This is a genomic window from Methylobacterium persicinum (assembly GCF_022179525.1).
In the GTDB taxonomy this organism is placed as follows: domain Bacteria; phylum Pseudomonadota; class Alphaproteobacteria; order Rhizobiales; family Beijerinckiaceae; genus Methylobacterium; species Methylobacterium persicinum.
The window spans coordinates 72,731-96,445 of sequence record NZ_BPQX01000014.1 but is presented as its reverse complement, the minus strand read 5'-3'; the positions used below and the strand labels follow the sequence as shown (position 1 = coordinate 96,445).

General features: G+C 70.8%; 20 protein-coding genes. 16 read left to right on the top strand and 4 right to left on the bottom strand.

Annotation, left to right across the window (positions count from 1 at the left end):
- Position 1 precedes the first annotated feature (1 nt).
- The 4 genes from MFF22_RS05070 to MFF22_RS05055 all read right to left on the bottom strand — a co-directional run bounded on the left by MFF22_RS05070 (position 2) and on the right by MFF22_RS05055 (position 4,733).
- Complete coding sequence (locus tag MFF22_RS05070) at positions 2-1,303, bottom strand: BCD family MFS transporter (RefSeq protein WP_370877558.1); 1,302 nt, start codon at positions 1,301-1,303, stop codon at positions 2-4.
- A gap of 71 nt (positions 1,304-1,374) precedes the next feature.
- Positions 1,375-2,259 (bottom strand): chlorophyll synthase ChlG, encoded by an 885-nt coding sequence (gene chlG, locus MFF22_RS05065; RefSeq protein WP_238247867.1) that lies wholly within the window; start codon positions 2,257-2,259, stop codon positions 1,375-1,377.
- A gap of 177 nt (positions 2,260-2,436) precedes the next feature.
- Positions 2,437-3,876, bottom strand: coding sequence for a transcriptional regulator PpsR (ppsR, locus tag MFF22_RS05060; protein ID WP_238247866.1), 1,440 nt, complete (start codon positions 3,874-3,876; stop codon positions 2,437-2,439).
- Between the two features lie 35 nt (positions 3,877-3,911).
- Positions 3,912-4,733, bottom strand: a complete 822-nt coding sequence (locus tag MFF22_RS05055; protein WP_238247865.1) for a cobalamin B12-binding domain-containing protein — start codon at positions 4,731-4,733, stop codon at positions 3,912-3,914.
- Between the two features lie 311 nt (positions 4,734-5,044).
- On the opposite strand from MFF22_RS05055, the gene bchF reads away from it, so the two are divergent.
- The 16 genes from bchF to MFF22_RS04975 all read left to right on the top strand — a co-directional run bounded on the left by bchF (position 5,045) and on the right by MFF22_RS04975 (position 23,713).
- The gene (gene bchF, locus MFF22_RS05050) at positions 5,045-5,563 is read left to right on the top strand and encodes a 2-vinyl bacteriochlorophyllide hydratase (RefSeq protein WP_238247864.1); all 519 of its coding nucleotides are present in this window, start codon (positions 5,045-5,047) and stop codon (positions 5,561-5,563) included.
- Positions 5,560-6,834: a ferredoxin:protochlorophyllide reductase (ATP-dependent) subunit N gene (locus tag MFF22_RS05045; protein ID WP_238247863.1), complete on the top strand. Its 1,275-nt coding sequence runs from the start codon at positions 5,560-5,562 to the stop codon at positions 6,832-6,834. Before bchF ends, MFF22_RS05045 begins: the two co-directional genes overlap by 4 nt.
- A gap of 4 nt (positions 6,835-6,838) precedes the next feature.
- Entirely contained in the window at positions 6,839-8,410 is a 1,572-nt protein-coding gene (gene bchB / locus MFF22_RS05040; RefSeq protein ID WP_238247862.1) for a ferredoxin:protochlorophyllide reductase (ATP-dependent) subunit B, read from the top strand.
- The gene (locus MFF22_RS05035) at positions 8,385-12,188 is read left to right on the top strand and encodes a magnesium chelatase subunit H (RefSeq protein ID WP_238247861.1); all 3,804 of its coding nucleotides are present in this window, start codon (positions 8,385-8,387) and stop codon (positions 12,186-12,188) included. Before bchB ends, MFF22_RS05035 begins: the two co-directional genes overlap by 26 nt.
- Complete coding sequence (gene bchL, locus MFF22_RS05030) at positions 12,185-13,078, top strand: ferredoxin:protochlorophyllide reductase (ATP-dependent) iron-sulfur ATP-binding protein (RefSeq protein WP_238247860.1); 894 nt, start codon at positions 12,185-12,187, stop codon at positions 13,076-13,078. The genes MFF22_RS05035 and bchL overlap by 4 nt, the downstream gene beginning before the upstream one ends.
- Positions 13,079-13,094: 16 nt before the next feature.
- Positions 13,095-13,829: a magnesium protoporphyrin IX methyltransferase gene (bchM, locus tag MFF22_RS05025; RefSeq protein WP_238247859.1), complete on the top strand. Its 735-nt coding sequence runs from the start codon at positions 13,095-13,097 to the stop codon at positions 13,827-13,829.
- Positions 13,826-15,217, top strand: a complete 1,392-nt coding sequence (locus MFF22_RS05020) for a BCD family MFS transporter (protein ID WP_238247858.1) — start codon at positions 13,826-13,828, stop codon at positions 15,215-15,217. Before bchM ends, MFF22_RS05020 begins: the two co-directional genes overlap by 4 nt.
- A gap of 19 nt (positions 15,218-15,236) precedes the next feature.
- Positions 15,237-16,016 (top strand): photosynthetic reaction center subunit H, encoded by a 780-nt coding sequence (gene puhA, locus MFF22_RS05015; RefSeq protein WP_238247857.1) that lies wholly within the window; start codon positions 15,237-15,239, stop codon positions 16,014-16,016.
- On the top strand, positions 16,013-16,660 hold the full coding sequence (puhB, locus tag MFF22_RS05010) for a photosynthetic complex putative assembly protein PuhB (RefSeq protein WP_238247856.1): 648 nt from the start codon (positions 16,013-16,015) through the stop codon (positions 16,658-16,660). Before puhA ends, puhB begins: the two co-directional genes overlap by 4 nt.
- Positions 16,661-16,670: 10 nt before the next feature.
- Positions 16,671-17,180: a photosynthetic complex assembly protein PuhC gene (gene puhC, locus MFF22_RS05005; RefSeq protein WP_238247855.1), complete on the top strand. Its 510-nt coding sequence runs from the start codon at positions 16,671-16,673 to the stop codon at positions 17,178-17,180.
- Positions 17,180-17,476, top strand: a complete 297-nt coding sequence (locus MFF22_RS05000; protein WP_238247854.1) for an O2-dependent cyclase accessory protein — start codon at positions 17,180-17,182, stop codon at positions 17,474-17,476. The genes puhC and MFF22_RS05000 overlap by 1 nt, the downstream gene beginning before the upstream one ends.
- A gap of 17 nt (positions 17,477-17,493) precedes the next feature.
- A complete protein-coding gene (acsF, locus tag MFF22_RS04995; protein ID WP_370877560.1) occupies positions 17,494-18,546 on the top strand; it encodes a magnesium-protoporphyrin IX monomethyl ester (oxidative) cyclase in 1,053 nt (350 codons plus the stop codon).
- Position 18,547: 1 nt separating this feature from the next.
- Positions 18,548-19,336: a putative photosynthetic complex assembly protein PuhE gene (gene puhE, locus MFF22_RS04990; RefSeq protein WP_238247851.1), complete on the top strand. Its 789-nt coding sequence runs from the start codon at positions 18,548-18,550 to the stop codon at positions 19,334-19,336.
- 132 nt (positions 19,337-19,468) lie between these two features.
- Positions 19,469-20,686 carry a 5-aminolevulinate synthase gene (gene hemA, locus MFF22_RS04985; protein ID WP_238247848.1) on the top strand — a complete coding sequence of 406 codons (1,218 nt, stop codon included), beginning with the start codon at positions 19,469-19,471 and terminating at the stop codon, positions 20,684-20,686.
- A gap of 301 nt (positions 20,687-20,987) precedes the next feature.
- The gene (gene bchI / locus MFF22_RS04980) at positions 20,988-21,998 is read left to right on the top strand and encodes a magnesium chelatase ATPase subunit I (RefSeq protein WP_238247845.1); all 1,011 of its coding nucleotides are present in this window, start codon (positions 20,988-20,990) and stop codon (positions 21,996-21,998) included.
- 56 nt (positions 21,999-22,054) lie between these two features.
- Positions 22,055-23,713 carry a magnesium chelatase subunit D gene (locus tag MFF22_RS04975; RefSeq protein WP_238247843.1) on the top strand — a complete coding sequence of 553 codons (1,659 nt, stop codon included), beginning with the start codon at positions 22,055-22,057 and terminating at the stop codon, positions 23,711-23,713.
- Positions 23,714-23,715 lie beyond the last annotated feature (2 nt).

Here is a 23,715-nt window from a genome sequence, read left to right as displayed (position 1 = left end):
ATCACCTCGCCTCAAGAGCCGGATCGAGCGGATAGCTGGCGGGCGCGCTCTCGGTGCGCAGGGCGAACGCCACCGCCACGAGGAACAGCACGCCTTCGGCGACGAAGACCGTCGCGTAGGCCTGGACCGGATCGCCCACGACGAGGCGCATCGCGTCCACGGCGAACGCCCCGAGCACGCCGCCGCCGCCGAAGGCGACACCCTGCGCCGCGCCCCAGACGCCCATGCGGGTGCCGCGCTCCCGCTCGCCGCCGCGTCCGGCCAGCGCCATCATCGAGCCGATGGCCGCCACCGCGTAGATCCCGTTGGCAAGGCCGAGGGCGAAGACCGCTCCGCGCAGGGGGAAATCCAATCCGGACGGGCCGCCCGCCGCGATGGCAAAGAGGGCGAGCGCGGAAGCCGCGCATCCGACGGCGGTCCAGAGGCGCAGGGAGGCAAGGGCCGTCCCCTTAGCCATAAGGGTCACCCCCGCGACGAGGAGCATCCCGGCGAGGACGCCCCCGTGCTGAAGCCCCGCCAGCTTGGTCGTCGCCCCCGGGCCCAGTCCGAAGACGAGGCCGGCATAGGGCTCGAGAATCAGCTCCTGCGCGCTGTAGGCCAGCATGGAGACGAAGACGAAGACGGTGAAACGTCGGGCCACCGGATCGGCGAGCACCTTCTTCAGCACAGCGCCGAAAGGCGCCTTGGCCTCCGCCGCCTCCGGCCGTGGGGCAGGGAGCCGGGCCTCGACGCCCCCCACGGCGAGGGCGGCGAGACAGAAGGCGATGAGCGAGACGGCGCCCGAGACGGCCATGAGGCGCGTCACCGAGAAGGGTTCGAGGAAGTGCCCGGCCAACGGTGCGGTGAGGGCGAAGCCGACGATCATCATCACCCAGACCACGGTGGCCGCCGCCCCCCGCCGGGCCGGGGCCACGCCGCCGGCCAGGAGGACGAGGAGCGAGGTCCCCGCAGCGCCGACCCCGAGGCCGACGAGAAGGAAGGAGAGGGCGGCCAGGGCGAGCCCCGCGGCGAGGTGCGTCTGCGCCAGGGCCGTCCCGCAGGCGGCCCCAAAGCCGCCGAGGCACAGGGCGGCCATCCCGCCGAGGATCCACGGGGTGCGCCGGCCCGTCCGGTCGGAGCCGTAGCCCCAGCGGGGCCTCAGCACCTGCACCGCGTAATGGATGGCCACCAACAGCCCCGGCACCAGGGCCGGCAGGGCGAGTTCCACCACCATCACCCGGTTGAGGGTCGAGGTCATCAGCACGACGACGCCGCCGAGCGCCGTCTGCACGAGGCCGAGCCGGAAGATGGCAGGCCAGGACAAAGTTCCACCCGCTCTGCTGCGCGACGTGGCATCTGTCGCGGCAGGTGAAGGAGATGCGGTCGAGACGGCCATCACGCGCCCCCCACCAGCGGCCGGAGGGCGAAGGCGGTCACGAGCATCCCGAGGACATAGAGGGTCGTTCCGGTGCCGTTGTACCACGCGGCCCGACCCCGCGGGTCGTCGAGGAAGCGCACCATCAGGACGGCCTGCCCGATGAGCAGGGCGCCGACGAGGCCGGCATGCCAGGGCCGCCCCCAGGCGGCGAGGAGAGCGATCACCCCGACCTGTGGCAGGGCCATCACGAGGCAGGCGAGGCGGGCGGCGTTGGCCGGGCCGAGCTGAACGGGCAGGGAGCGCACCCCGGTCGCGAGGTCGCCTTCCACCGACTTGAAATCGTTGAGGGTCATGATGCCGTGGGCGCCCACCGAGTAGAGCAGGGCCGTGATCAGCACCCGCCAGTCGGGCATGGCGGCGGCCATCACCGCGGCGCCGGTGAACCAGGGCAGCCCCTCGTAGCAGATCGCCACCGCCGAGTTGCCCCACCAGCCATTGCCCTTCAGGCGTAGCGGCGGCGCCGAATACAGCCATGCCAGCACCAGCCCGAAGAGGGCCGCGCCGAGGATCCACGGTCCGAGGGCCGCCGCGACGGCGAGGGACAGGGCCGTCCAGCCGAGGGCGAGGTAAAGGCCCCAGCGGCCGGGGATCCGCCCCGAGGGAATCGGCCGTCCCGGCTCGTTGATGGCATCGACGTGGCGATCGAACCAATCGTTCGCCGCCTGGCTCGTCGCACAGACGAGGGGCCCCGCCAGCACGATCCCCGCCGCGATCACCGGCCACTGGCCGTGGGCGGGGACGCCTGAAGAGACCACGCCGCAGCCGAACGCCCACATCGGTGCGAACCACGTGAGCGGCTTCAGAAGCTCGACGACTGCACTCGGAGCGGGCGTTGCGGCCATGGCGGGAGGCTATGCCAACCCCACGGAGTGTCAAGTCAGAATGACAGTTCCGGCCGCTGCTGCGGCGAACCGGCCTTCACCGCCTGCAACGCATTACAGTGACAGATACTGTATACGTAAAGTCCTAGAGACACGCGCGTCCGATCCGCTGGCGGCCGCGGGATGAGGGCCGGAACCCTACTCCTCCTCGGTCGGGTCGAGGTCGCCGACGCCGTAGCGGCGCATCTTGGCGTAGAGGCCCTGACGGGAGAGGCCGAGCATCTCGGCCGCCGACGCGCGGTTGTCCCGGGTGATCCGAAGGGCTGCCTCGATGCACAGTTTCTCGATGAGATCCGTGGTCTCGCGGACCAGGGTCTTCATGGAGACCCGGCCGACCAACTCGGCCATCTGTTCCACCGAGCGCGGTTCCGTCCGGGTCCCGACATTGAGAGCCGAGCGGCGGGGCAGCGACCGGATCGACAGCCCGAGGAACGAAGGTGAACCAGCCGCGGCGACGGCCGCGATCTCCACATCCTCCAGGCCGCCATAGGCTCCGCGCACCACGCTCTGGAAGCGGCGGACGGAGCCGTGGTCCTGAAGGGTCGCGAACAGGGTCCGCGCTTCGGTCTCGTCCCGACCGAGCCATTCCTCGATGGGCCGGCCGCGGGCTTGGCCCTCCGCGGCGAGCTGGGCCAGTTCGAGGAAGGCCGCGTTCGTCCAGACGATCCGGCGCCCCGAATCGGTGACGACGAATCCTTCCGGCATCGATTCGAGCAGGGCCCGGGTCGGCAGCACGCCGGATGCGTCGTCTTGAGAAGGCGCGGTTTCGACCTTCTCCGGCAGCAGCCGGAGGATCGCGCTGGTGCCGCCCTCGCCCCGGAAGAGCGAGGCGGAGACCGTCACCGTCCCCCGCCCTTGAGGCAGGGTGGCGCGGACATCCGCCGCCTGTCCCGTGGCCCGGAGGGATCCATGTTGAGCCTCCAGGCTCCGCAACCCGACCGGGTCGAACAATTCCACCGCATCCACGCCGACCATCCGGCGTACCGGCCGCCCGATGAGTCGGGCCGCCGCGGGGTTCGCCTCGACGACCCGGCGGGTGGTCGCGTCCACGACCAGAACCGCCTCACCGCACACCTGGAACAGAAGCCGGTAGCGGGTTTCGGCAGCCCGCAGGCGGTCGTAATCCCGCTCGAGGGCCTGTTGCGTGTCGGCGAGCCGACGCTGCAGTGCCGCAACGGCCCGCATGTCCCGCCCGAGGACGAGGATCGGCCCGTCCGCGTCCGGCCGCAGGGCGGCATAGCGGATCGGCAGATCGGTGCCCGTCGGGGAGGGGTGGTTGACCTGCCGCCAGCGCGTCACCTCGCCGGGCCCGGCATCACGCAGGAGCTCATCGACCTTCTTGCGGCTCTCGACGGTCACGGTGTCGATGAGCCGCCGGCCGAGCCAGCCGCCGATCTTCTCGTCCGCGAAGTCGTCGCCCCCCGTGGCACCCTGGATCACGCCGTCCCCATCGACGATGAGCGACAGGTCCGACGCAGCGGTGACGGCCAGTCCCGCCGTGACCCCTCCGAGGAGGGCGGCGACCTTGGGAAGGGTCTCGCGGGAGACCGGCTCGGCAGTGCGTGGGCGCGGTGGCACGGGTTTCTGTCGCAGTGCGTCGATCGGTCTACCTTTCAGCAAGCCAGCGCCGGTCTGTCCAGCATCGCTTCCGCAAGATCCGGTGCCGACCATGCATCGGGTGCGTAGGCGTCGGCCCCGACCTCGGATGCAGAGGCGCCGGACCACGTGAAGTAAGGCCCACCGACCATCACGAACAGCGAAGGGTTTTGCGAGGCCCGCCGGAGAGCCGGAAGGAGTGCCTTAAGGGCCGGCGCATGAACGTCACATGACACGGACACGCCGACGACGTCGAACCAGTCGATAGTCACCACCGACGCGGGATCGGCCCCGGTGCTGTTCAGGATCGTCACGTCCCATCCCGCTTCCCGGAAGAAGCTCGCAAGGAGGGAGAGGCCAAATACGTGGATTTCACCGGGGCAGGGCATCAACAGGATGCGCCGTCCGCTTGGGCTGGCGGCCTTCTCGAGGGTGGCGCAGAGCCTCCGCGCCAAGGCCTGAAGGCGCCCCAGCCCCTCCGTCACCACGAGGAAGTCGCAGGTGTCGTCCTCCCACATCGTCCCCAGGCGGCGAGCGGCGGGCGCGAGGAGGTCGAGGAGCAGGCGGTCGAGGGAGAGGGCGCCGGTGGTCAGGCGGTCCACCGCCCGGTCGAGATCGAACGAGCCGGGGGCGAGGAGAAGGCCGACGAGAGCCTCGGGATCCTGGATGGGCGGCGCCAAGACGGGCCGGGACGGGCCCCGGTGCACGAGCATCAGCCGCGGCAGGATTTCCGACTCCACGAGCCAGGCGAGCGCGCCGAACTCGCTGTCCACGGACCCGCTGCAATCGCAGCCTGAGTCGGTGTAGGCGTCGGCGCCGAGGTGCAGCAGATCGTCCATCGGCATCCCTCCCGGCACCGACGAGCCCCAGACGAGCCCGGTGCCTTATGCTGTTCTGATCATTCGTCTCGTTTCGCCCAGCCCGGCTCTCGACGGCGGCCGGTCTCGTCCTGCGCGGCGGGCATTCGGCCTAGCCGCAGCGGCACCAACCTACGCTGGAAAATAAGGTTGGCAATCAACAATCGCGTGCATTCCTCCTGAAAGTGTCATCGAACCAGAGCGTCAAGCGGGATTGACACTTTTGACCGGCTCGATAGGTTCGCGAGAACCGGGGCCGGTTGGCGACCCGGAAGGCAGGGAAGGGCGAACCCATGGGTCGGCAGGACCTCGGTCGCAGTCACCAGCCGGTATCACCGCTCTACACGCCAGAGGAGCGGCGGAGGCGCGACGCCTCTCCGTGGACCCTGGTCCAGGGGATCCTGGCTCCGCTCCAGTTCGCGATCTTTCTCGTGAGTCTCGGCCTCGTCCTGCGCACACTGGCGACGGGCGAGGGCGCGAACGCGGCGCTCGCCTCCGTGGTGGTGAAGACGCTGGCCCTCTACGCGATCATGGTGACGGGCTCGATCTGGGAGAAGGATGTGTTCGGGCGCTACCTGTTCGCCCCGGCCTTCTACTGGGAGGACATGGTCAGCATGCTGGTGCTGGCCCTGCACTCCGCCTACCTCGCCGCCCTTTGGACGGGGGCGCTGGGGGAGCGGGCGCTGCTGCTGCTCGCGCTCGCCGCCTACGCCACCTACGTCGTCAATGCCGGGCAGTTCGTGCTGAAGCTGCGGGCCGCCCGCCTCCAGGGGGCCGGCGCCCCGCTCCCGACCGCAGGGGTGACGGCATGAACGCGCCGCTCACCCACGCCTCCGCCTGCGGCGGCATCGACCTCCACCGGGAGGACGGCCAACGGGCCGTGTTCTGCGGCCTCACCGGCATCGTCTGGCTGCACCGGAAGATCCGCGATGCCTTCTTCCTCGTGGTCGGCTCGCGGACCTGCGCCCACCTGATCCAGTCGGCGGCGGGGGTGATGATCTTCGCCGAGCCCCGATTCGCCACCGCGATCATCGACGAGCGCGACCTGGCCGGGCTCGCCGACTGCAACGACGAGTTGGACCGGGTGGCCGCCCGACTCATCGAGCGCCGGCCGGACATCAAGCTCCTGTTCCTCGTTGGCTCCTGCCCGTCCGAGGTGATCAAGCTCGATCTGAGCCGGGCGGCGCAGCGCCTGACGGCCAAGCTCAGTTCCGTCAAGGTGCTGAACTATTCGGGCTCGGGCATCGAGACCACCTTCACGGAAGGTGAGGATGCCTGCCTCGCCGCCCTGGTGCCGGATCTGCCCCGGGAGCCCGCCGAGGCGCCGCCTTCGCTCCTTGTCGTCGGGGCGCTCGCCGACGTGGTCGAGGACCAGTTCCTGCGGATGTTCGCCGCGATGGGCATCGGCGATGTCCGCTTCCTGCCGGCCCGTCATGCTGGGTCGATGCCGGCGGTCGGGCGCGGCACCCGCTACCTCCTCGCCCAGCCCTTCCTGACCGAGACCGCCCGAGCGCTCGACGAGCGCGGCGCCAAGCGCCTCGCCGCCCCGTTCCCGCTGGGCGCGGAGGGCACCACCGGCTGGCTCACCGCCGCGGCGGACGCCTTCGGCGTGTCCCAGGCGACCTTCGAGGCCGCCACCGCCGCCGGCCGGGCGCGGGCCGACACAGCTTTGGCGCCCTACCGTGAAAAGCTCGGCGGCAAGCGGGTGTTCTTCTTCCCCGATTCGCAGCTCGAAGTGCCGCTGTCGCGGTTCCTGGCCCGGGAACTCGGCGCGGAGCTGGTCGAGGTCGGCACGCCCTACCTGCACCGGGCCCACCTCGCCGCCGAAATAGAGCTTCTGCCCGCCGGCACCCGCGTCACCGAGGGCCAAAGCCTCGACGACCAAATGGACCGCTGCCGGGCTGCCCGGCCCGACCTGACGGTCTGCGGCCTCGGCCTCGCCAACCCGCTGGAGGCGGAAGGGCTCGCGACCAAGTGGTCGATCGAGCTGCTGTTCACCCCCGTCCAGGGCTACGAGCAGGCCGGCGACCTCGCCGAACTGTTCGCCCGTCCCCTCGCGCGCCGCGCGCTGTTGGAGGTCTAGGGCGATGCAGCTTACCCTCTGGACCTACGAAGGCCCTCCTCACATCGGCGCGATGCGCGTGGCGACCGCCATGAAGGGGCTGCACTACGTGCTGCACGCCCCCCAGGGCGACACCTATGCCGACTTGCTCTTCACGATGATCGAGCGGCGGGACCACCGCCCGCCCGTTACCTACACCACCTTCCGCGCCCAGGACCTCGGCCGCGACACGGCCGAACTGTTCAAGACGGCCTGCGCGCAGGCCTATGCCCGGTTCCAGCCGCAGGCGATGATCGTTGGCGCCTCCTGCACCGCCGAGTTGATCCAGGACGATCCGGGCGGTCTCGCCAAGGCGCTGGACCTGCCGGTCCCGGTCATCCCGCTGGAACTGCCGGCCTACCAGAAGAAGGAGAACTGGGGGGCGTCCGAGACCTTCTACCGGCTGGTCCGCGCCCTCTCCGGCGCCGTCGAGAAGCGCCCCGCCGGCAGCCGGCCGCTCTGCAACATCCTCGGGCCGACGGCGCTTGGCTTCCGCCACCGGGACGACCTGATCGAGATCCGCCGCATCCTCGCCGATCTCGACATCGACGTGAACGTGGTGGCGCCGCTGGGCGCGACTCCGGCCGACCTCGCCCGGCTGGGCGCGGCCGACTTCAACGTGGTGCTCTATCCCGAGACGGCCCGCTCGGCCGCCGAGCACCTGAAGCGGGCGCTGGGCCAGCCCTTCACCAAGGAAATCCCGATCGGCGTCGGCGGCACCCGCGCCTTCGTGGCGGAGGTCGCGGCCCTGGCCGGCGTCGATCCGGCGCCGGTGCTGGAGGGCGAAGGCTCGCGCCTGCCCTGGTACTCGCGCTCGGTCGATTCGACTTATCTCACCGGCAAGCGCGTCTTCGTGTTCGGCGACGCCACCCATGCGCTCGGCCTCGCCCGGGTGGCGGCGAAGGAACTCGGCTTCAAGCTCGTCGGGCTCGGCACCTACACCCGCGAATTCGCCCGGGAGGTCCGCGCCGAGGCGCAGGCCCACGGCATCGAGGCGACGATCACCGACGACTATCTCGACGTCGAGGCCGCCATCCGCGCCGCCGCGCCGGAACTGGTGCTCGGCACGCAGATGGAGCGCCACGTCGCCAAGCGGCTGGGCCTCCCCTGCGCGGTGATCTCGGCGCCGGTCCATGTGCAGGACTTCCCCGCCCGCCACTCGCCGCAGATGGGGTTCGAGGGCGCCAACGTCCTGTTCGACACCCTGGTCCATCCGCTGATGATGGGCCTCGAAGAGCATCTCCTGGGCATGTTCCGGGAGGATCCCGAATTCCACGATGGCGTCGGGCCGTCGCATCTCGGCGCCGCGCCGGTGGTGCGGTCTGAGGCCGTGGAGCGGGCGCCGGCTTCTCCCCCTCCGACACCGGCGCCCGCATCCGATGCCCCGCAGCCGATCGTCCTGTCCTGGGCACCCGAGGCTGAGAAGGAACTGAAGAAGATCCCGTTCTTCGTGCGCGGCAAGGCGCGCACCAACACGGAGACATTCGCGCGAGAGCGGCGCCTTCCGCTCATCACCCTCGAGACTTTGTACGATGCTAAAGCGCATTTCGGCCGCTAAAGCATTCGCCGGCGGCATGGACGCCATCCCGGCGTCGGCGGATGCGGCACGCCTCACCGCTGGACGCCCGGCCCGCCCCCCCGCGGGGCGCGGGGCGAGGCCCGACATCCGCGTCGTCATCGTCACCCTCGACAACCACCTGGCGAGCGCGGTGGAGCGGGCACGCCTGCGCCTGCGGGCCGAGATGCCCGGGCTGCACCTCGCCTTCCACGCCGCCGCCGAGTGGGAGAACGACCCCGCCACCCTCGAATCCTGCAAGGCCGACATTGCGCGGGCCGACATCGTGCTCAGCGCGATGCTGTTCCTCGACGAGCATGTCCGGGCTATCCTGCCGACGCTGCTCGCCCGCCGCGACTCGTGCGACGCGATGGTCGGCTGCCTCTCGGCGGGCGAGGTGGTGAAGACCACTAAGCTCAACCGCTTCGACATGAGCGGCACCAAGCGCAGCGCGCTGGATTTCCTGAAGAAGCTGCGCGGAAAGCCGGGTGCCGAGGGCAATGCCGCCCGGCAGATGGCCCTGGTGCGCAAACTTCCAAAAATCCTGCGCTTCATCCCCGGTTCGGCGCAGGACGTGCGAGCCTACTTCCTCACCCTGCAGTACTGGCTGGCAGGCTCGGACGAAAACGTTGCCGCCCTGGTGCGCTTCCTCGTCCAGCGCTACGCGGCGGGCGAGCGGACGGCATGGCGGGACCTCCCCGCCGCCCCGGCGCCGCTGCACTATCCCGAGACCGGCCTCTACCACCCGCGCATGGCCGGCCGGGTCGGCGAGGATGCCGCCCGCCTGCCCCGGCGGCAGGGCGCCAAGGGCCGGGTCGGCCTGCTGCTGATGCGCAGCTACGTGCTCGCCGGCAACACCGCCCATTACGACGGGGTGATCGAGGCGCTGGAAGCCCGCGGCCTCGACGTGGTGCCGGCCTTCGCCGCCGGCCTCGACAACCGCCCAGCGGTCGAGACCTTCTTCATGAAGGACGGGCGCCCGGCCATCGACGCCCTGGTTTCGCTCACCGGCTTCTCCCTGGTCGGCGGCCCGGCCTACAACGATTCGAAGGCGGCCGAGACGGTCCTGGCCCGGCTCGACGTGCCCTACCTCGCCGCCCACGCCCTGGAATTCCAGACGACGGAGCAATGGGAGGCGGGCACCCGCGGCCTCTCCCCGGTCGAGGCGACGATGATGGTCGCCATCCCCGAACTCGACGGCGCCACCGCGCCGACCGTGTTCGGCGGCCGCTCGATCGCGTCGGGCGCCGACAACGCCCGGGACATGCGCGCCCATCCCGAGCGGGTCGCGCGTTTGTCCGAGCGGGTCGCCAAACTCATCGCCCTGCGGCGGACCGCGAAGGCTGCCCGCAAGGTCGCGGTGGTGCTGTTCAACTTCCCGCCGAACGCCGGCGCCACCGGCACCGCCGCGTTCCTCTCGGTCTACGCCTCGCTCTTCAACACCCTGAAGGGCATGAAGGCCGAGGGCTACACCGTCGAGCTGCCCGACAGCGTCGATGCCCTGCGCGACGCGATCCTCGTCGGCAATGCCGGCCGCTACGGCACGCAGGCCAACGTCCACGCCCGCATCCCCTCCGACGACCATGTCCGGCGGGAGGCGCACCTCGCCGAGATCGAGGCGCAATGGGGCCCGGCGCCGGGCCGCCACCAGAGCGACGGCGCCGGCCTGTTCGTGCTCGGCGCGCAGTTCGGCAACGTGTTCGTTGGCGTCCAGCCCGCCTTCGGCTACGAGGGCGACCCGATGCGGCTGCTGTTCGAGAGCGGCTTCGCCCCGACCCACGCCTTCAGCGCCTTCTACCGCTACCTGCGCGAGGATTTCGGTGCGGATGCGGTGCTGCATTTCGGCACCCATGGGGCGCTCGAATTCATGCCCGGCAAGCAGACCGGCCTTTCGGAAGCCTGCTGGCCCGAGCGGCTGATCGGCGCCCTGCCGAACGTCTACCTCTACGCCGCCAACAACCCCTCCGAGGGGACGCTGGCCAAGCGCCGCTCGGCGGCGACGCTCGTGAGCTATCTGACCCCGAGCCTCGCCACGGCGGGCCTCTACCGGGGCCTCCTCGACCTCAAATCCTCGATGGAGCGGTTCCGGGGCCTCGACGCCGAGGCCGGGGCCGAGCGCACGGACCTCGCGGCGCTGATTCAGGCCCAGGGCGCCGCCCTCGACCTCGTGCCGGCCGAGCCCGCCTGGGACGGCGACGTGTTTGGCCGGGTCTCGGCCCTGTGGAATGCGGTCGCCGAACTCGAACAGACGCTGATCCCCCACGGCCTCCACGTCGTCGGCGAGGGCGTGCCGGCCGAAGAGCGCGTCGACCTGCTCAGCGCCGTCGCGGAAGCGTCCCACGGGCTGAAGCCGGAGCGTGCCGTCATCGCCGCCCTGGTCGCTGGGGAGGGGGTAGACGCTGCCCTGCGCCTCTCCGGCCTGCCCGCGACCGAGGAGACCCGCGCTGCCTTCGCCGGCCTTGCCGAGACCGACGCCCTGCTCGCCACGGACCACGAGGTCGCGGGCCTTCTGCGGGCGCTGGATGGGCGCTTCGTGCCCCCGGTCGCGGGGGGCGACCTGCTGCGCAACCCGGCGATCCTGCCGACGGGGCGCAACATCCACGGCTTCGACCCGTGCCGCCTGCCCTCCGCCTTCGCGGTGGCCGACGGCGCCCGGCAGGTGGCCCGCATCCTCGCCCGGCACGCCGAGGAAGGGAAAAACCTGCCAGAGAGCGTCGCCATCGTCCTGTGGGGAACCGACAACCTCAAGAGCGAGGGCGGCCCCATCGCCCAGGCGCTGGCCCTGATCGGCGCAGCGCCGCGCTTCGACGGCTACGGCCGGCTCGCGGGTGCGGAACTGATCCCGCTGGAGACGCTCGGCCGCCCACGCATCGACGCGGTCGTCACCCTCTCCGGCATTTTTCGCGATTTGCTGCCGTTGCAGACCAAGCTCATTGCGGAGGCCTGCTTCCTCGCGGCGACCGCCGACGAGCCCATCGACCAAAACTTCGTCCGCAAGCACGCCCTGGCGATCCAGGCCGAGCAGGGCTGCGACATCGACACGGCGGCGCTCCGGGTCTTCTCGAACGCCGAGGGGGCCTACGGCGCCAACGTGAACCACCTCGTGGATTCCGGCGCCTGGGACGACGAGGACGAGTTGTGCGAGGCGTTCTCCCGCCGCAAGAGTTTTGCCTATGACCGCGCGGGCAAGCCGGCCCCGCAGCGGGCGCTGATGAAGGCGGTGCTCGCCTCCGTCGATCTCGCCTACCAGAACCTTGATTCTGTCGAGGTCGGGGTGACGAGCGTCGATCATTACTTCGACGGCCTCGGCGGCATGGGCCGCGCGGTCGCCCGCGCCAAGGGCGAGGCGGTCCCGATCTACATCAGCGACCAGACCCGCGGCGAGGGCAAGGTCCGCACCCTTCCGGAGCAGGTCGCCCTGGAAACCCGCACCCGGATGCTCAACCCGAAGTGGTACGAGCCCCTGCTCGGCCACGGCTACGAGGGGGTCCGGCAGATCGAGGCGCATCTCACCAACACGGTGGGCTGGTCTGCCACCGCCAACGCGGTGCAGCCCTGGATCTACGAGCGCATCACCGAGACCTTCGTCCTCGACCCGGCCATGCGCGAGCGCATCGCCTCCCTCAACCCCACCGCCTCCGCCAAGGTCGCCCAACGGCTGATCGAGGCTCACAAACGCGGCTTCTGGACCCCCGACGCGGAGACCCGCGACGCCCTCGACCGGGCGGAGGAGGAACTTGAGGACCGGCTCGAAGGCGTCACAGCAGGAGTGGCCGCATGAACATCGCCATCCGAAACCCGGTCGTCGCCCGGAAGGAGGAGGGGAGCCTTCAGGTGGCCCTCGACCCCGATCTCAAGATCGACACCGCGAAGGTCTTCGCCGTCTACGGCAAGGGTGGGATCGGCAAGTCGACCACCTCGTCGAACCTGTCGGTGGCCTTCTCGAAGCTCGGCAAGCGGGTGCTCCAGATCGGCTGCGATCCGAAGCACGACTCGACCTTCACGCTGACCAAGCGCCTCGCCCCCACGGTGATCGACGCGCTGGAATCCGTGAACTTCCACTCGGAGGAGTTGCGGGTCGAGGACTTCGTGGTGGAGGGCTACAACGGCGTGATGTGCGTCGAGGCCGGCGGCCCCCCGGCCGGCACCGGCTGCGGCGGCTACGTCGTCGGCCAGACGGTGAAGCTCCTTAAGGAGCATCACCTGCTGGAGGACACCGATGTCGTGGTGTTCGACGTGCTGGGCGACGTGGTCTGCGGCGGCTTCGCCTCGCCCCTGCAGCACGCCGACCGGGCGCTGATCGTCACCGCCAACGACTTCGATTCGATCTTCGCGATGAACCGGATCGTCGCGGCGATCCACGCCAAGTCGAAGAACTACGGCGTGCGCCTCGGCGGCGTCATCGCCAACCGCTCGGCCAAGACCGACGAGATCGACCGGTTCAACGATGCGGTCGGCCTGAAGCGTCTCGCCCACTTCCCCGATCTCGACGTGGTGCGCCGCTCGCGGCTCAAAAAGTCGACGCTGTTCGAGATGGATTCCTCGCCGGAACTCGACGCGGTGACGGCGGAGTACATGCGGCTGGCCGAGACCCTGTGGGCCGGCGGCGAGCCCTGCGAGGCGGCCCCGATGAAGGACCGCGACCTGTTCGAGTTCCTGGGCTTCGATTGATCTGAGGCTTCGACCGATGGCCAGCGCCAGCTACGACGCCCGCCGGGGCGAACTCACCACCTACTTCGACCGCACCGCGGTCGAGGCGTGGTCGCGCCTGACCTCCGACGCGCCGGTCAGCAAGGTCCGTGCGACGGTGCGGGCCGGCAGGGACGCCATGCGCGCCACTCTGCTGTCCTGGCTGCCCGCCGATATGACCGGCCTTCGCCTTCTGGATGCCGGCTGCGGCACGGGGGCGCTCTCGGTCGAGGCGGCCAAGCGCGGGGCGGAGGTCGTCGCCATCGACGTGTCGCCGACGCTGATCGGGCTGGCGCAGGAGCGGCTGCCGGCCATCACGGGGGGAGGGCGCATCGATTTCCGGGTGGGCGATATGCTCGATCCGGCGCTCGGCCGATTCGAGCATGTGGTCGCGATGGATTCGCTGATCCACTACCAATCCGCCGACATTGCCCGCGCCCTCGGGCGCCTCGCCGAACGCACGGACGGATCGGTGCTGTTCACCGTGGCGCCGCGCACCGCCCTGCTGACCGTGATGCATGCGGCCGGGAAGCTGTTCCCCCGTGGCGACCGCTCGCCGGCCATCGTGCCGGTGACGGAGCGTAGCCTGAAGCGCCGCATCGCCTCGGAAGCGGCGCTCGATGGGTTCACCTGGGCGAAGAGCCACCGAGTGAACAGCGGGTTCTATCTGTCGAACGCCGTGGCGCTGACGCGCGTGTCCCCCTCTCCCCGCCTGCGGGGAGGTTCGCGATGAACCTTACCCGCAGCCTGATGCGCCTCACCCCGTCGATCCTGCCCTTCGCGGATGCGGCGACCGTTGAGCTGCCGATGGGGCGGCTCATGCGCCTCGCCCTGTTCCAGGTCACGGTCGGCATGGCCGCGGTGCTGCTGATCGGCACCCTCAACCGGGTGATGATCGTCGAACTCGGCGTGCCCGCTTGGATCGTGGCGGTGATGCTGTCACTGCCCCTCGTCTTTGCACCGCTGCGCGCCCTCGTCGGATTCCGCTCGGACACGCACCGCTCGGTGCTCGGCTGGCGGCGGGTGCCCTACATCTGGTTCGGCACCCTGCTGCAGTTCGGCGGGCTGGCGATCATGCCCTTCGCCCTGCTGATCCTGTCGGGGGACACCACCGGGCCCCTTTGGGTGGGCGACGTGGCGGCGGCGCTCGCCTTCCTCCTCGTGGGGGCGGGTCTCCACACCACCCAGACCGTCGGGCTGGCGCTCGCCACCGACCTCGCCCCGGCCCATGCCCGGCCGAAGGTGGTGGCCCTGCTCTGCGCGGCCCTGCTCGTCGGCATGATGGCGAGCGCGCTGCTGTTCGGCTTGGCGCTGGCGAACTTCTCGCAGGTGCGGCTGATCCAGGTGATCCAGGGCGCGGCCCTCGTCACCATCGTGCTGAACGGCCTCGCCCTGTGGAAGCAGGAGCCCCGGGATCCCCACCGGAGCCGCGAGGCACCGCGCCACAGCTTCAAGGAATCCTGGGACGCCTATGCCGGCCAGGGCCACGCCCGGCGGCGGCTCGTGGCGATCGGCCTCGGCACGGCGGGCTTCTCGATGCAGGACATCCTGCTCGAACCCTATGGCGGGCAGATCCTGCACCTGCCGGTCGGCGCCACCACCGCGCTCACCGCGATGCTGGCGGCCGGCGGGGCGCTCGGCCTGCTCATGGCCGCCCGCTGGCTGAATCGGGGCGGCGACCCGTTCCGGGTCTCGGCCGCGGGAGCCGGCATCGGGATCCTCGCCTTCTCAGCGGTGGTCTTCGCCGCGCCGCTCGCGTCGCAGAACCTGTTCGCGGTCGGCGTCAGCCTGATCGGCCTCGGGGGCGGATTGTTCGCCCACGGCACGCTCACCGCCTCCATGGACAAGGCGGGGCCGGAAGATACGGGCCTCGCCCTCGGCGCCTGGGGGGCGGTGCAGGCCACCGCCGCCGGGCTCTCCATCGCCGCGAGCGGCATCGTCCGGGACGTGGGCGCGGCCATCGCGCAGACGGGCATCCTCGGCGAGGGAATGAACGAGCCGGCCATCGGCTACCTCATCGTCTACCACATCGAGATCGCGCTGCTCTTCGCTGCCCTCGTGGCTCTCGGGCCGCTGGTGCGAAGCACGGAACGCCGCCGCCTCGTCGAACGAACCGCCTGAGACGCCAGGGGAGGATCACATGCCAACGGGTGCCTTGACCGGATACGTCGATGTCGCGCAGGTCGTGCTCTACGCGTTCTTCCTGTTCTTTGCTGGGTTGGTCTTCTACCTGCGCCGGGAGGACCGGCGCGAAGGCTACCCCCTCGAGGACGAGGCCGTCGGCCTTCGTCATTCGCACAACGCCTTCCTGATCCCGCCGTCCAAGGCGTTCCACCTGCCCGGTGGCGAGACCACCTTTGCGCCGCAGGCGATGCAGAGCCGCCGGGACATCGAGACCGGCATCCCGGCCCGGAAGGTCGAGCCCTGGCCCGGCGCCCCCTACGAGCGGACGGAGGGCTCCCTGGCCGCCGGCGTCGGGCCCGGCTCCTACGTCATCCGCCACGACGTCACCGACAAGACCTGGGAGGGCGAGGACCGGATGGTGCCCCTGCGGGTCGCCACGAACTTCGTCGTCCATGAACTCGGCCCGAACCCCATCGGCATGACGGTCTTCGGAACGGACAACGCCGTGGCCGGCGTGGTCGCCGACCTGTGGGTCGACCGGGGCGAGTCCCTCGTGCGCTACTACGAGGTCGAGCTTCCCGACGGCGGCAGACGGCTGATGCCCTCCGTATTCTGCCGCGCCGGCCGCTTCACCCGGACGGTGAAGTCCGAGGCGCTGATGGCGGCCCAGTTCGCGGGGATCCCCGTCACGAGGAACCCCGACGCCGTGACCTTCCTGGAGGAGGAACGGATCATGTCGTACTTCGGCGCGGGCACCCTCTACGCCACACCGAAGCGGGCGGAGCCACTCCTGTGAGCGGCGATTTCCTCCCCGAGGGCACCCCGCGTGGGCTGCCCGGCCCCTTGCCCCGGGGCGAACGCCTCCTGTGGCAGGGCGCGCCGACGACCGCCGGCGTGTTCGTGCGGGTGTTCCACGCCCGCGCCGTGACCCTCTGGTTCGCAGCCTGGGCGTGCGTCTTCGCCGCGGGCGCCGGGTCCCCGGGGCTGGCCGCGATGCATGCGGCGGCCGTGCTCCTCGCCGGAGCCGCCGGCCTCTTGCTGCTCTGGGTGCTGGCGTGGCTCACCCACCGCACCAGCGTCTACACCGTCACCGACCGGCGGGTCGTGCTCCATACGGGCATCGCCCTGTCGGTGACGCGCAACATCCCCTTTGCCGAACTGGAGAGCGGAGCCCTGCGCGCCTTCTCCGACGGGACCGGCGACATCCCGCTGCGGTTGCAGTCGGGCCTCCGGATCGCCTACCTTCAACTCTGGCCCCACGCCCGGCCCTGGCATCTGTCGCGCACCGAGCCCATGCTCCGGTCCGTGCCGGACGCCGAGTCGGTCGCCCGGCTCCTGGCACAGGCCCTCGGGGCCTATGCAGATGCCTCGGCGCCGGCCATGCCGGTGGTGGTCGCGCGGCCGTCGCAAACGGCCCCCCGCCTCGTGGCGGCGGAATAGGGAGGACGCGATGGGCGAAGCGATCCGCGAGCGTGCCGCCGGACCGGTTCCGGCACTGCTTCTGATCGGCGCGGGAGCGCTCATCGGCTTCACGATGCTCGCCGTGGCCATCGGCCGGGGCGAGGGCGTCGGGCTGACGCAATTGCCCCCGGCCAAGGCGCTGGCGCGGCTCGATTTCCGGGCGGAGGACCAGGCCGACGGATCGATCGCCCTGCGCGACGCCGCCAGCCAAAAGATCGTGACCTGGATCCGCCCCGCCGAGGACGGCTTCCTGCGCGGGACCCTCCGGGGGCTGGCCCAGGCCCGGCAGCGGGACGGGCTCGGCCGCGAGGCGCCCTTCAGCCTGACCCGCTACGACGACGGACGCCTCGACCTCGCCGACGAGGCCACCGGCCGGCATGTGCCCTTGGAAGCCTTCGGATCGACCAACGCCCAGGCCTTCGCCCGGCTGCTGCCGGGGCCGGGCGTCCCCGGGGCGGGCGAGGCCGAGCAGGGCAAACCCGCGACGGAGACTCGCTGATGGGTTGGCCCGGCTCCCGCACGGTCACCGTGCCCTGCACGATCGAGATCGAGCACACGCCCGAGAGCCTGCACGCGCACGTCACCCTCGATGCCGGGTTCGACATCGCGCCCGGTGACGAGGTGCAGGTCCACGATGCCCCGACCGAGGTGCCCTACGGCGAGCGCCTCACCGTGCGACGGACCGCAACGGTCACCCGCGCCGGCGCGCTGGAGCGCGCCTGGACCAAGCTGATCGCCCATCTCGAATTGACCGAACTCTACGAAGTCAGTTTTTCGGAAAGGAGGACGCTGTGAACGCTCCCGTCCAACCGCTGCCGAAGCAACCCGTCAACGAGTCGACGAAGGCCGCCCAGGAGACGACCTTCCTGTCGCCGCGCTTCTACACGACCGATTTCGCCGAACTGGATCGCACGGATGTCGAGCCGGTCCGCCGGGACTGGGACGTGCTGATCGCGGAACTGAAGGCGGACCCGAACAAGCGCCACTTCACGCGCAACGAGGAATTCGACTGCGACCTGTCCGGCATGGAGCCGGCCCTGCGCAAGGAATTCCTGGACTTCCTCGTCTCCTCGATCACCGCGGAGTTCTCGGGCTGCGTCCTCTACGCGGAGATGAGGAAGCGCGCCAAGAACAAGGACATCAAGGAACTCTTCGGCCTGATGAGCCGCGACGAGGCCCGGCACGCCGGCTTCATCAACGATACGCTGAAGGATTTCGGCATCGGTGTGGACCTCGGCTTCCTGACGAAGACCAAGAAGTATACGTTCTTCCGGCCGAAGTTCATCTTCTACGCCACATACCTGTCGGAGAAGATCGGCTACGCCCGCTACATCACGATCTACCGGGAACTGGAGAAGCACCCGGAGCGGCGGATCCACCCGATCTTCAAGTGGTTCGAGAAGTGGTGCAACGACGAGTTCCGCCACGGCGAAGCCTTCGCCCTGCTCATGCGGGCGAACCCGAAGCTGACGAGCGGCCTCAACCGCTACTGGATCCGCTTCTTCCTGCTCGCGGTCTTCGCGACGATGTATGTCCGCGACCATCATCGCCCGGCCTTCCACGCGGCGCTCGGCGTCGATCCGACCGACTACGACTATAAGGTCTTCCGCATCACCTCCGAGATCTCGAAGCAGACCTTCCCCCTGGAGCTCGATATCGACAACCCGAAGTTCCGGGCCGGGCTCGACACGCTGCTCGCCCATTCCCGGGGTATCGCCGCGGCTAAGGCCAAGGGCGGCCTGATGGGTAAGCTCGCCCAGGGCGCCCATGCCGTGGGGGCCGCGCTGACCTTCGTCCGCCTCTATGTCCTGCCGGTGAAGGCCAACGCCCTTCCCGCCGACATCCGCCTCGAGCCGGTGTGGTAGGATGGCGACCTATGCCGCCCCGGTGGTCTATGCGGTTCTGCTCTGGTGGTTCTCCACCGGGCTGATCCTGCTCCTGGACCATGCCCCGCGCCGCACCCATCCGTGGAGCATGGCGGCGGCGACGCTACTTCTGGCGGCCGCCCTTGTTGCCGTGCGGGCGAGCGCCGGGGACGCGAGCGGGAACGGCGCCTACACGGCCTTCACCGCGGCCCTCGTCGTCTGGGGCTGGCAGGAGATGAGCTACTACATGGGCTTCATCTCCGGCCCGCGGCCGGTGGCCTGCCCCCCTTCCTGCCGGGGGAGCGAGCGGTTCTTCGCGGCGCTCGCCACCAGCCTGTGGCACGAATTCGCCATCGTCATCGGCGGGCTCGCGATCCTGGCCCTCGTCTGGGGCCAGCCGAACAAGTTCGCCCTGTGGACCTACGGCACCCTGGTGGTGATGAACCTGTCGGCGAGGCTCAACCTGTTCCTCGGGGTGCGCAACCTGCACGCCGAGTTCCTGCCGGACCATCTCGGCTACCTCGCCTGCTACCTGACGCGGGCGCCGATGAACCGGCTCTTCCCCCTGTCCGTCACCCTCGGCACCGGAGCGGCGGCCCTGCTCGGGCGCGCGGCCCTGGCGGACGAGGTGCTGGCGCACGAGCTGATCGGCTTCACCGTCCTCGCCACCCTGATGGCGCTGGCGACTCTGGAGCACTGGTTTCTGATGCTTCCCCTGCCGTCCGCCGCCCTCTGGCGGTGGAGCCTGCCGGGCCGGAGCCTCGACGGGGCGCGCGGCGCCCCAGATTGATCCACCATGCACGGTTTTCGCTCAGGCGAAGCCGTGCGCCGCTCGATTTGGAATTCGTCGCATGCGAATTCTTGATCGGGCGGATGTTAAGGCACAAGCGGGGCCAACCTGCGGGAGCCGGGGAGTAGGGGAATGGATTACGAAGCCTTCTTCGGCGCTGAGATCGCCGGTCTCCACCGGGAGGGGCGCTACCGGGTCTTCACGGATCTGGAGCGCCACGCCGGCCGCTTCCCCCATGCCACCCACCATCACGGGGGCGGCACCCGGCCGGTGACGGTGTGGTGCTCGAACGACTATCTCGGCATGGGCCAGCACCCGAGCGTGCTGGAGGCCATGCACGAGGCCCTCGACCGCTGCGGCGCCGGGGCCGGGGGCACCCGCAACATCTCCGGCACGAACCACTACCATGTGCTGCTGGAGCGGGAACTCGCCGACCTGCACCGCAAGGAAGCCGCCCTCCTCTTCACCTCCGGCTACGTGTCGAACTGGGCCGCCCTCGGCACCCTCGCCTCGCGCCTTCCGAACTGCGCCGTGTTCTCCGATTCGGAGAACCACGCCTCGATGATCGAGGGCATCCGCTTCAGCCGGGCCGAGCGGCACATCTTCCGCCACAACGACCCGGAGGATCTCGACCGCAAGCTCGCCCTGGTGGACCCCGCCCGGCCGAAGCTGGTCGCCTTCGAATCGGTCTACTCGATGGACGGCGACATCGCGCCGATCGGCGAGATCTGCGACGTGGCCGAGAAGCACGGCGCGCTGACCTACCTCGATGAAGTCCACGCGGTCGGCCTCTACGGCCAACGCGGCGGCGGCATCTCGGAGCGGGACGGCGTCGCCCACCGCCTCGACGTGATCGAGGGGACTCTCGGCAAGGCCTTCGCCGTCCATGGCGGCTACATCACCGCCTCCGAGAAGCTCTGCGACTTCGTCCGCAGCTTCGCCTCCGGCTTCATCTTCACCACCTCCCTGCCGCCGGCCGTGGCGGCGGGGGCGGCGGCCTCGATCCGCCACCTGAAGAGCAGCGAAGCCGAGCGCGCCCGGCATCAGGAGCGTGTGGCGAAGGTCCGCGCGGCCCTGGATGCCGCCGACATCCCGACCATGCCCAACGACAGCCACATCGTCCCAGTGATGGTCTGCGACCCGGTGCTGTGCAAGGGGATCTCGGACACGCTGCTGGACGAGTTCGGCATCTACGTGCAGCCGATCAACTACCCCACGGTCGCCCGGGGCACCGAGCGCCTGCGCATCACGCCCTCGCCCCTGCACACGGACGAGGATATCGGCCGCCTCGTCGATGCCCTCACCACGATCTGGGGCCGCATCGGCCTCCGGCAGAAGGCGGCGGAGTAGGCTTACCCGTCGTCCCATCCTCGTCCTCATCCTGAGGTGCCCACGCCAGCGGGCCTCGAAGGAGCCTGACCGAAAAGCCGATCACTCCCATCAATCCCCCTCATCCTGAGGTGCCGCGAAGCGGCCTCGAAGGAGGGCTCCAGAAGGCACTGCGATCCCTGGAAGCCTCCTTCGAGGCCTCCGCTCCGCTCCGGCACCTCAGGATGAGGTCGAGTGCGGGAGAATCGCTGTCTTCTCGGTCAGACTCTCAGGATGAGGGCGACGACGGGAGCGAGGTCGCCCTTCAACCTTGAGCGTATCCGTGCCCCCCTTTCCCTTCTCGGCCATCGTCGGCCAGGACGAGATGCGCCAAGCGCTGCTGATCGCGGCGGTGGATCCGACGATCGGCGGCGTGCTCGTCTTCGGCGACCGGGGAACGGGCAAGTCCACGGCCATCCGGGCGCTGGCCGCCCTGCTGCCGCCGATGGCGGCGGTGGCGGGCTGCCCCTATAATTGCGATCCCGCGAGCCCGGCGGACCTCTGCCCGCACTGCGCACAGGGCGGCCCGCGGAAATCCCAGAAGAAGCCGGTGCCGGTGGTGGACCTGCCGCTGGGCGCCACCGAGGACCGGGTGGTGGGCACCCTCGACCTCGAACGGGCACTGGGCGCCGGGGTGAAGGCCTTCGAGCCGGGGCTGCTCGCCCGGGCCAACCGCGGCTTCCTCTACATCGACGAGGTGAACCTGCTGGAGGACCACCTCGTGGACCTGCTCCTCGATGTGGCGGCATCCGGCATCAATACGGTCGAGCGGGAGGGCCTGTCCCTGCGCCATCCGGCACGGTTCGTCCTCGTCGGCTCCGGTAACCCGGAGGAGGGTGAGCTGCGCCCGCAGCTCCTCGACAGATTCGGGCTGGCCTGCGAGGTCGCCACCCCCAAAGACATCGCCACCCGCATCGCCGTCGTCCGGGCGCGCGATGCCTACGAGCGCGATCCGGAGGGCTTCTGCGCCACCCATGCGAAGGACGATGCGGCCACCCGCAAGCGGATCGAGGCGGCCCGCAAGCGGCTTCCCGGCGTGTCCGTGCCCGACGACGCTCTGGAACAGGCGGCCCGCCTCTGCCTCGCCCTGGGCACCGACGGCCTGCGCGGCGAGCTGACCCTGATGCGCACGGCGCGGGCGCTGGCCGCCCTCGACGGCGCCGGCAGGGTGACCAACGACCATCTCCTCCGCATCGCCCCGGCCGCGCTCCGCCACCGCCTGCGCCGCAACCCCCTCGACGAGTCGGGTTCGACGGCGCGGGTGGAGCGGGCGCTGGCCGAGGTGTTTTCGTGACGGCGGTACCGGATCGCCCTCCATCCCCACCCGTCAGCGGGGAAGGAGGCGCCCCGGTGTGGGCCGACGCGCTCCTCGCCCTCCGGCTATTCGCCGACGATCCCCACGGTTTCGGCGGCGTGGTGGTCCGCGCCGGGCCCGGTCCCGTCCGGGACGCGTGGCTCGAACGGCTGCGGTCTGCCCTGGGCCCCGGACGCGCCATCTGCCGGATGCCGCCGGGGATCGCGGACGACGCGCTCCTCGGGGGCCTCGACCTTCCGGCGACGCTGGCGGCGGGGCGTCCCGTCCGGCAGGCCGGCCTCCTCGCCCGGGCGGAGGGCGGGGTGATCGTCGTCCCCATGGCCGAGCGCCTCGAACCCGCCACCGCCGCCCGCCTCGCCGCGGCCCTCGATACCGGGCGTGCCGGCCCCGGGGGCACGCCCGCGCGGTTCGGCCTCGTCCTCCTCGACGAGGGCCAGGGTGACGAAGGGGTTCCCACCGCCCTGGCCGACCGGCTGGCCTTCCGCATCGCCCTCGACAATATCCCGCCGCATCTGGCCGCGGCACCGGATCCCGACCTGTCCGTCGCGGAACCGGGGGCGGCCGCCGGGGAGGATCCTGTCGCCACGCTCTGTGCTCTGGCGGACGCGTTCGGCATCGCGTCGCCCCGGGCGTCCATTCTCGCCCTGCGGGTGGCCCGGGCCCTTGCCCCCGAGGATGCCGGGCGCGCGATCCTGAACGCCGCGAGGCTGGTCCTCGCCCCCCGCGCGGAGCGCCTTCCCGAAGCCGCCCCCCCACCCGAGCCGCCCCAGGAGGGCGAGGCGCAACAGCCTTCCCCCGCGGACGACGGGTCCGATCTGCCGGCGACACCGGAGGATCAGGTCCTGGACGCGGTCCGCGCCGCCATCCCCCCGCACCTGCTCGACGCGCTCCTGGCAGGAGGGCCGAGACGGTCGGAGGCCAAGGCGGGACGGGGCGGCAAGCCCGAGGCGGTGTCACGGACCGGCCGTCCGGTGGGCAGCCGCCCCGGCGATCCCCGGCGCCACCGCCTCGACCTTCTGGCGACCCTGCGCGCCGCGGCCCCCTGGCAGGGCCTGCGCCGGTCAGCGGACCCGGCCGGTGCGGCACAGGGCGGCCTGCGGATCCGCCGGGACGACCTGCGCATCCGCAGGCTGCGCCGCCGCGTGGAGACGACGACGGTCTTCTGTGTGGATGCTTCGGGGTCGGCCGCCCGGGAGCGGCTCGCGGAGGCGAAAGGCGCCGTCGAAAGCCTGCTGGCCGAGGCCTATATCCGCCGCGACAGGGTCGCCCTTGTGGCCTTCCGGGGCAGGGGGGCCGACCTCGTTCTACCGCCGACCCGGTCCCTGACCCGGGCCAAGCGCGGCCTCGCCGGTCTTCCGGGCGGAGGCGGTACGCCCCTCGCAGCCGGCCTCGACGCCGCCCTATCGGTGGCGGCCACCGTCCGCCGGGGCGGCGGCAACCCAGTCGTCGTCGTCCTGACCGACGGGCGTGCCAATGTCGCCCGCAGCGGGGAGGGGGGACGGGCCAGGGCCGGAGACGAAGCCCTTCAGGCGGCCCGCGCCATCAGGCAAGCGGGGCTTCCGGTCCTCGTCGTGGATACGGGCGCCCGGGGTGGGGGAGCCAGGACCCTGGCCGAGGCGATGGCCGCCCGCTACCTTGCCCTCCCGCGGAGCGATGGCAGCGCCATCGGCGCCGCCGCGAAGGCGCTACGGTGAGA

What these genes read in the sequence shown, in the direction of transcription:
- chlG (WP_238247867.1), bottom strand. Translation starts at nt 2,259, where the DNA reads ATGGCCGCAACGCCCGCTCCGAGTGCAGTCGTCGAGCTTCTGAAGCCG.
- MFF22_RS05055 (WP_238247865.1), bottom strand. Translation starts at nt 4,733, where the DNA reads ATGGACGATCTGCTGCACCTCGGCGCCGACGCCTACACCGACTCAGGC.
- bchF (WP_238247864.1), top strand. Translation starts at nt 5,045, where the DNA reads ATGGGTCGGCAGGACCTCGGTCGCAGTCACCAGCCGGTATCACCGCTC.
- MFF22_RS05045 (WP_238247863.1), top strand. Translation starts at nt 5,560, where the DNA reads ATGAACGCGCCGCTCACCCACGCCTCCGCCTGCGGCGGCATCGACCTC.
- bchB (WP_238247862.1), top strand. Translation starts at nt 6,839, where the DNA reads ATGCAGCTTACCCTCTGGACCTACGAAGGCCCTCCTCACATCGGCGCG.
- MFF22_RS05035 (WP_238247861.1), top strand. Translation starts at nt 8,385, where the DNA reads ATGCTAAAGCGCATTTCGGCCGCTAAAGCATTCGCCGGCGGCATGGAC.
- bchL (WP_238247860.1), top strand. Translation starts at nt 12,185, where the DNA reads ATGAACATCGCCATCCGAAACCCGGTCGTCGCCCGGAAGGAGGAGGGG.
- bchM (WP_238247859.1), top strand. Translation starts at nt 13,095, where the DNA reads ATGGCCAGCGCCAGCTACGACGCCCGCCGGGGCGAACTCACCACCTAC.
- MFF22_RS05020 (WP_238247858.1), top strand. Translation starts at nt 13,826, where the DNA reads ATGAACCTTACCCGCAGCCTGATGCGCCTCACCCCGTCGATCCTGCCC.
- puhA (WP_238247857.1), top strand. Translation starts at nt 15,237, where the DNA reads ATGCCAACGGGTGCCTTGACCGGATACGTCGATGTCGCGCAGGTCGTG.
- puhC (WP_238247855.1), top strand. Translation starts at nt 16,671, where the DNA reads ATGGGCGAAGCGATCCGCGAGCGTGCCGCCGGACCGGTTCCGGCACTG.
- MFF22_RS05000 (WP_238247854.1), top strand. Translation starts at nt 17,180, where the DNA reads ATGGGTTGGCCCGGCTCCCGCACGGTCACCGTGCCCTGCACGATCGAG.
- puhE (WP_238247851.1), top strand. Translation starts at nt 18,548, where the DNA reads ATGGCGACCTATGCCGCCCCGGTGGTCTATGCGGTTCTGCTCTGGTGG.
- hemA (WP_238247848.1), top strand. Translation starts at nt 19,469, where the DNA reads ATGGATTACGAAGCCTTCTTCGGCGCTGAGATCGCCGGTCTCCACCGG.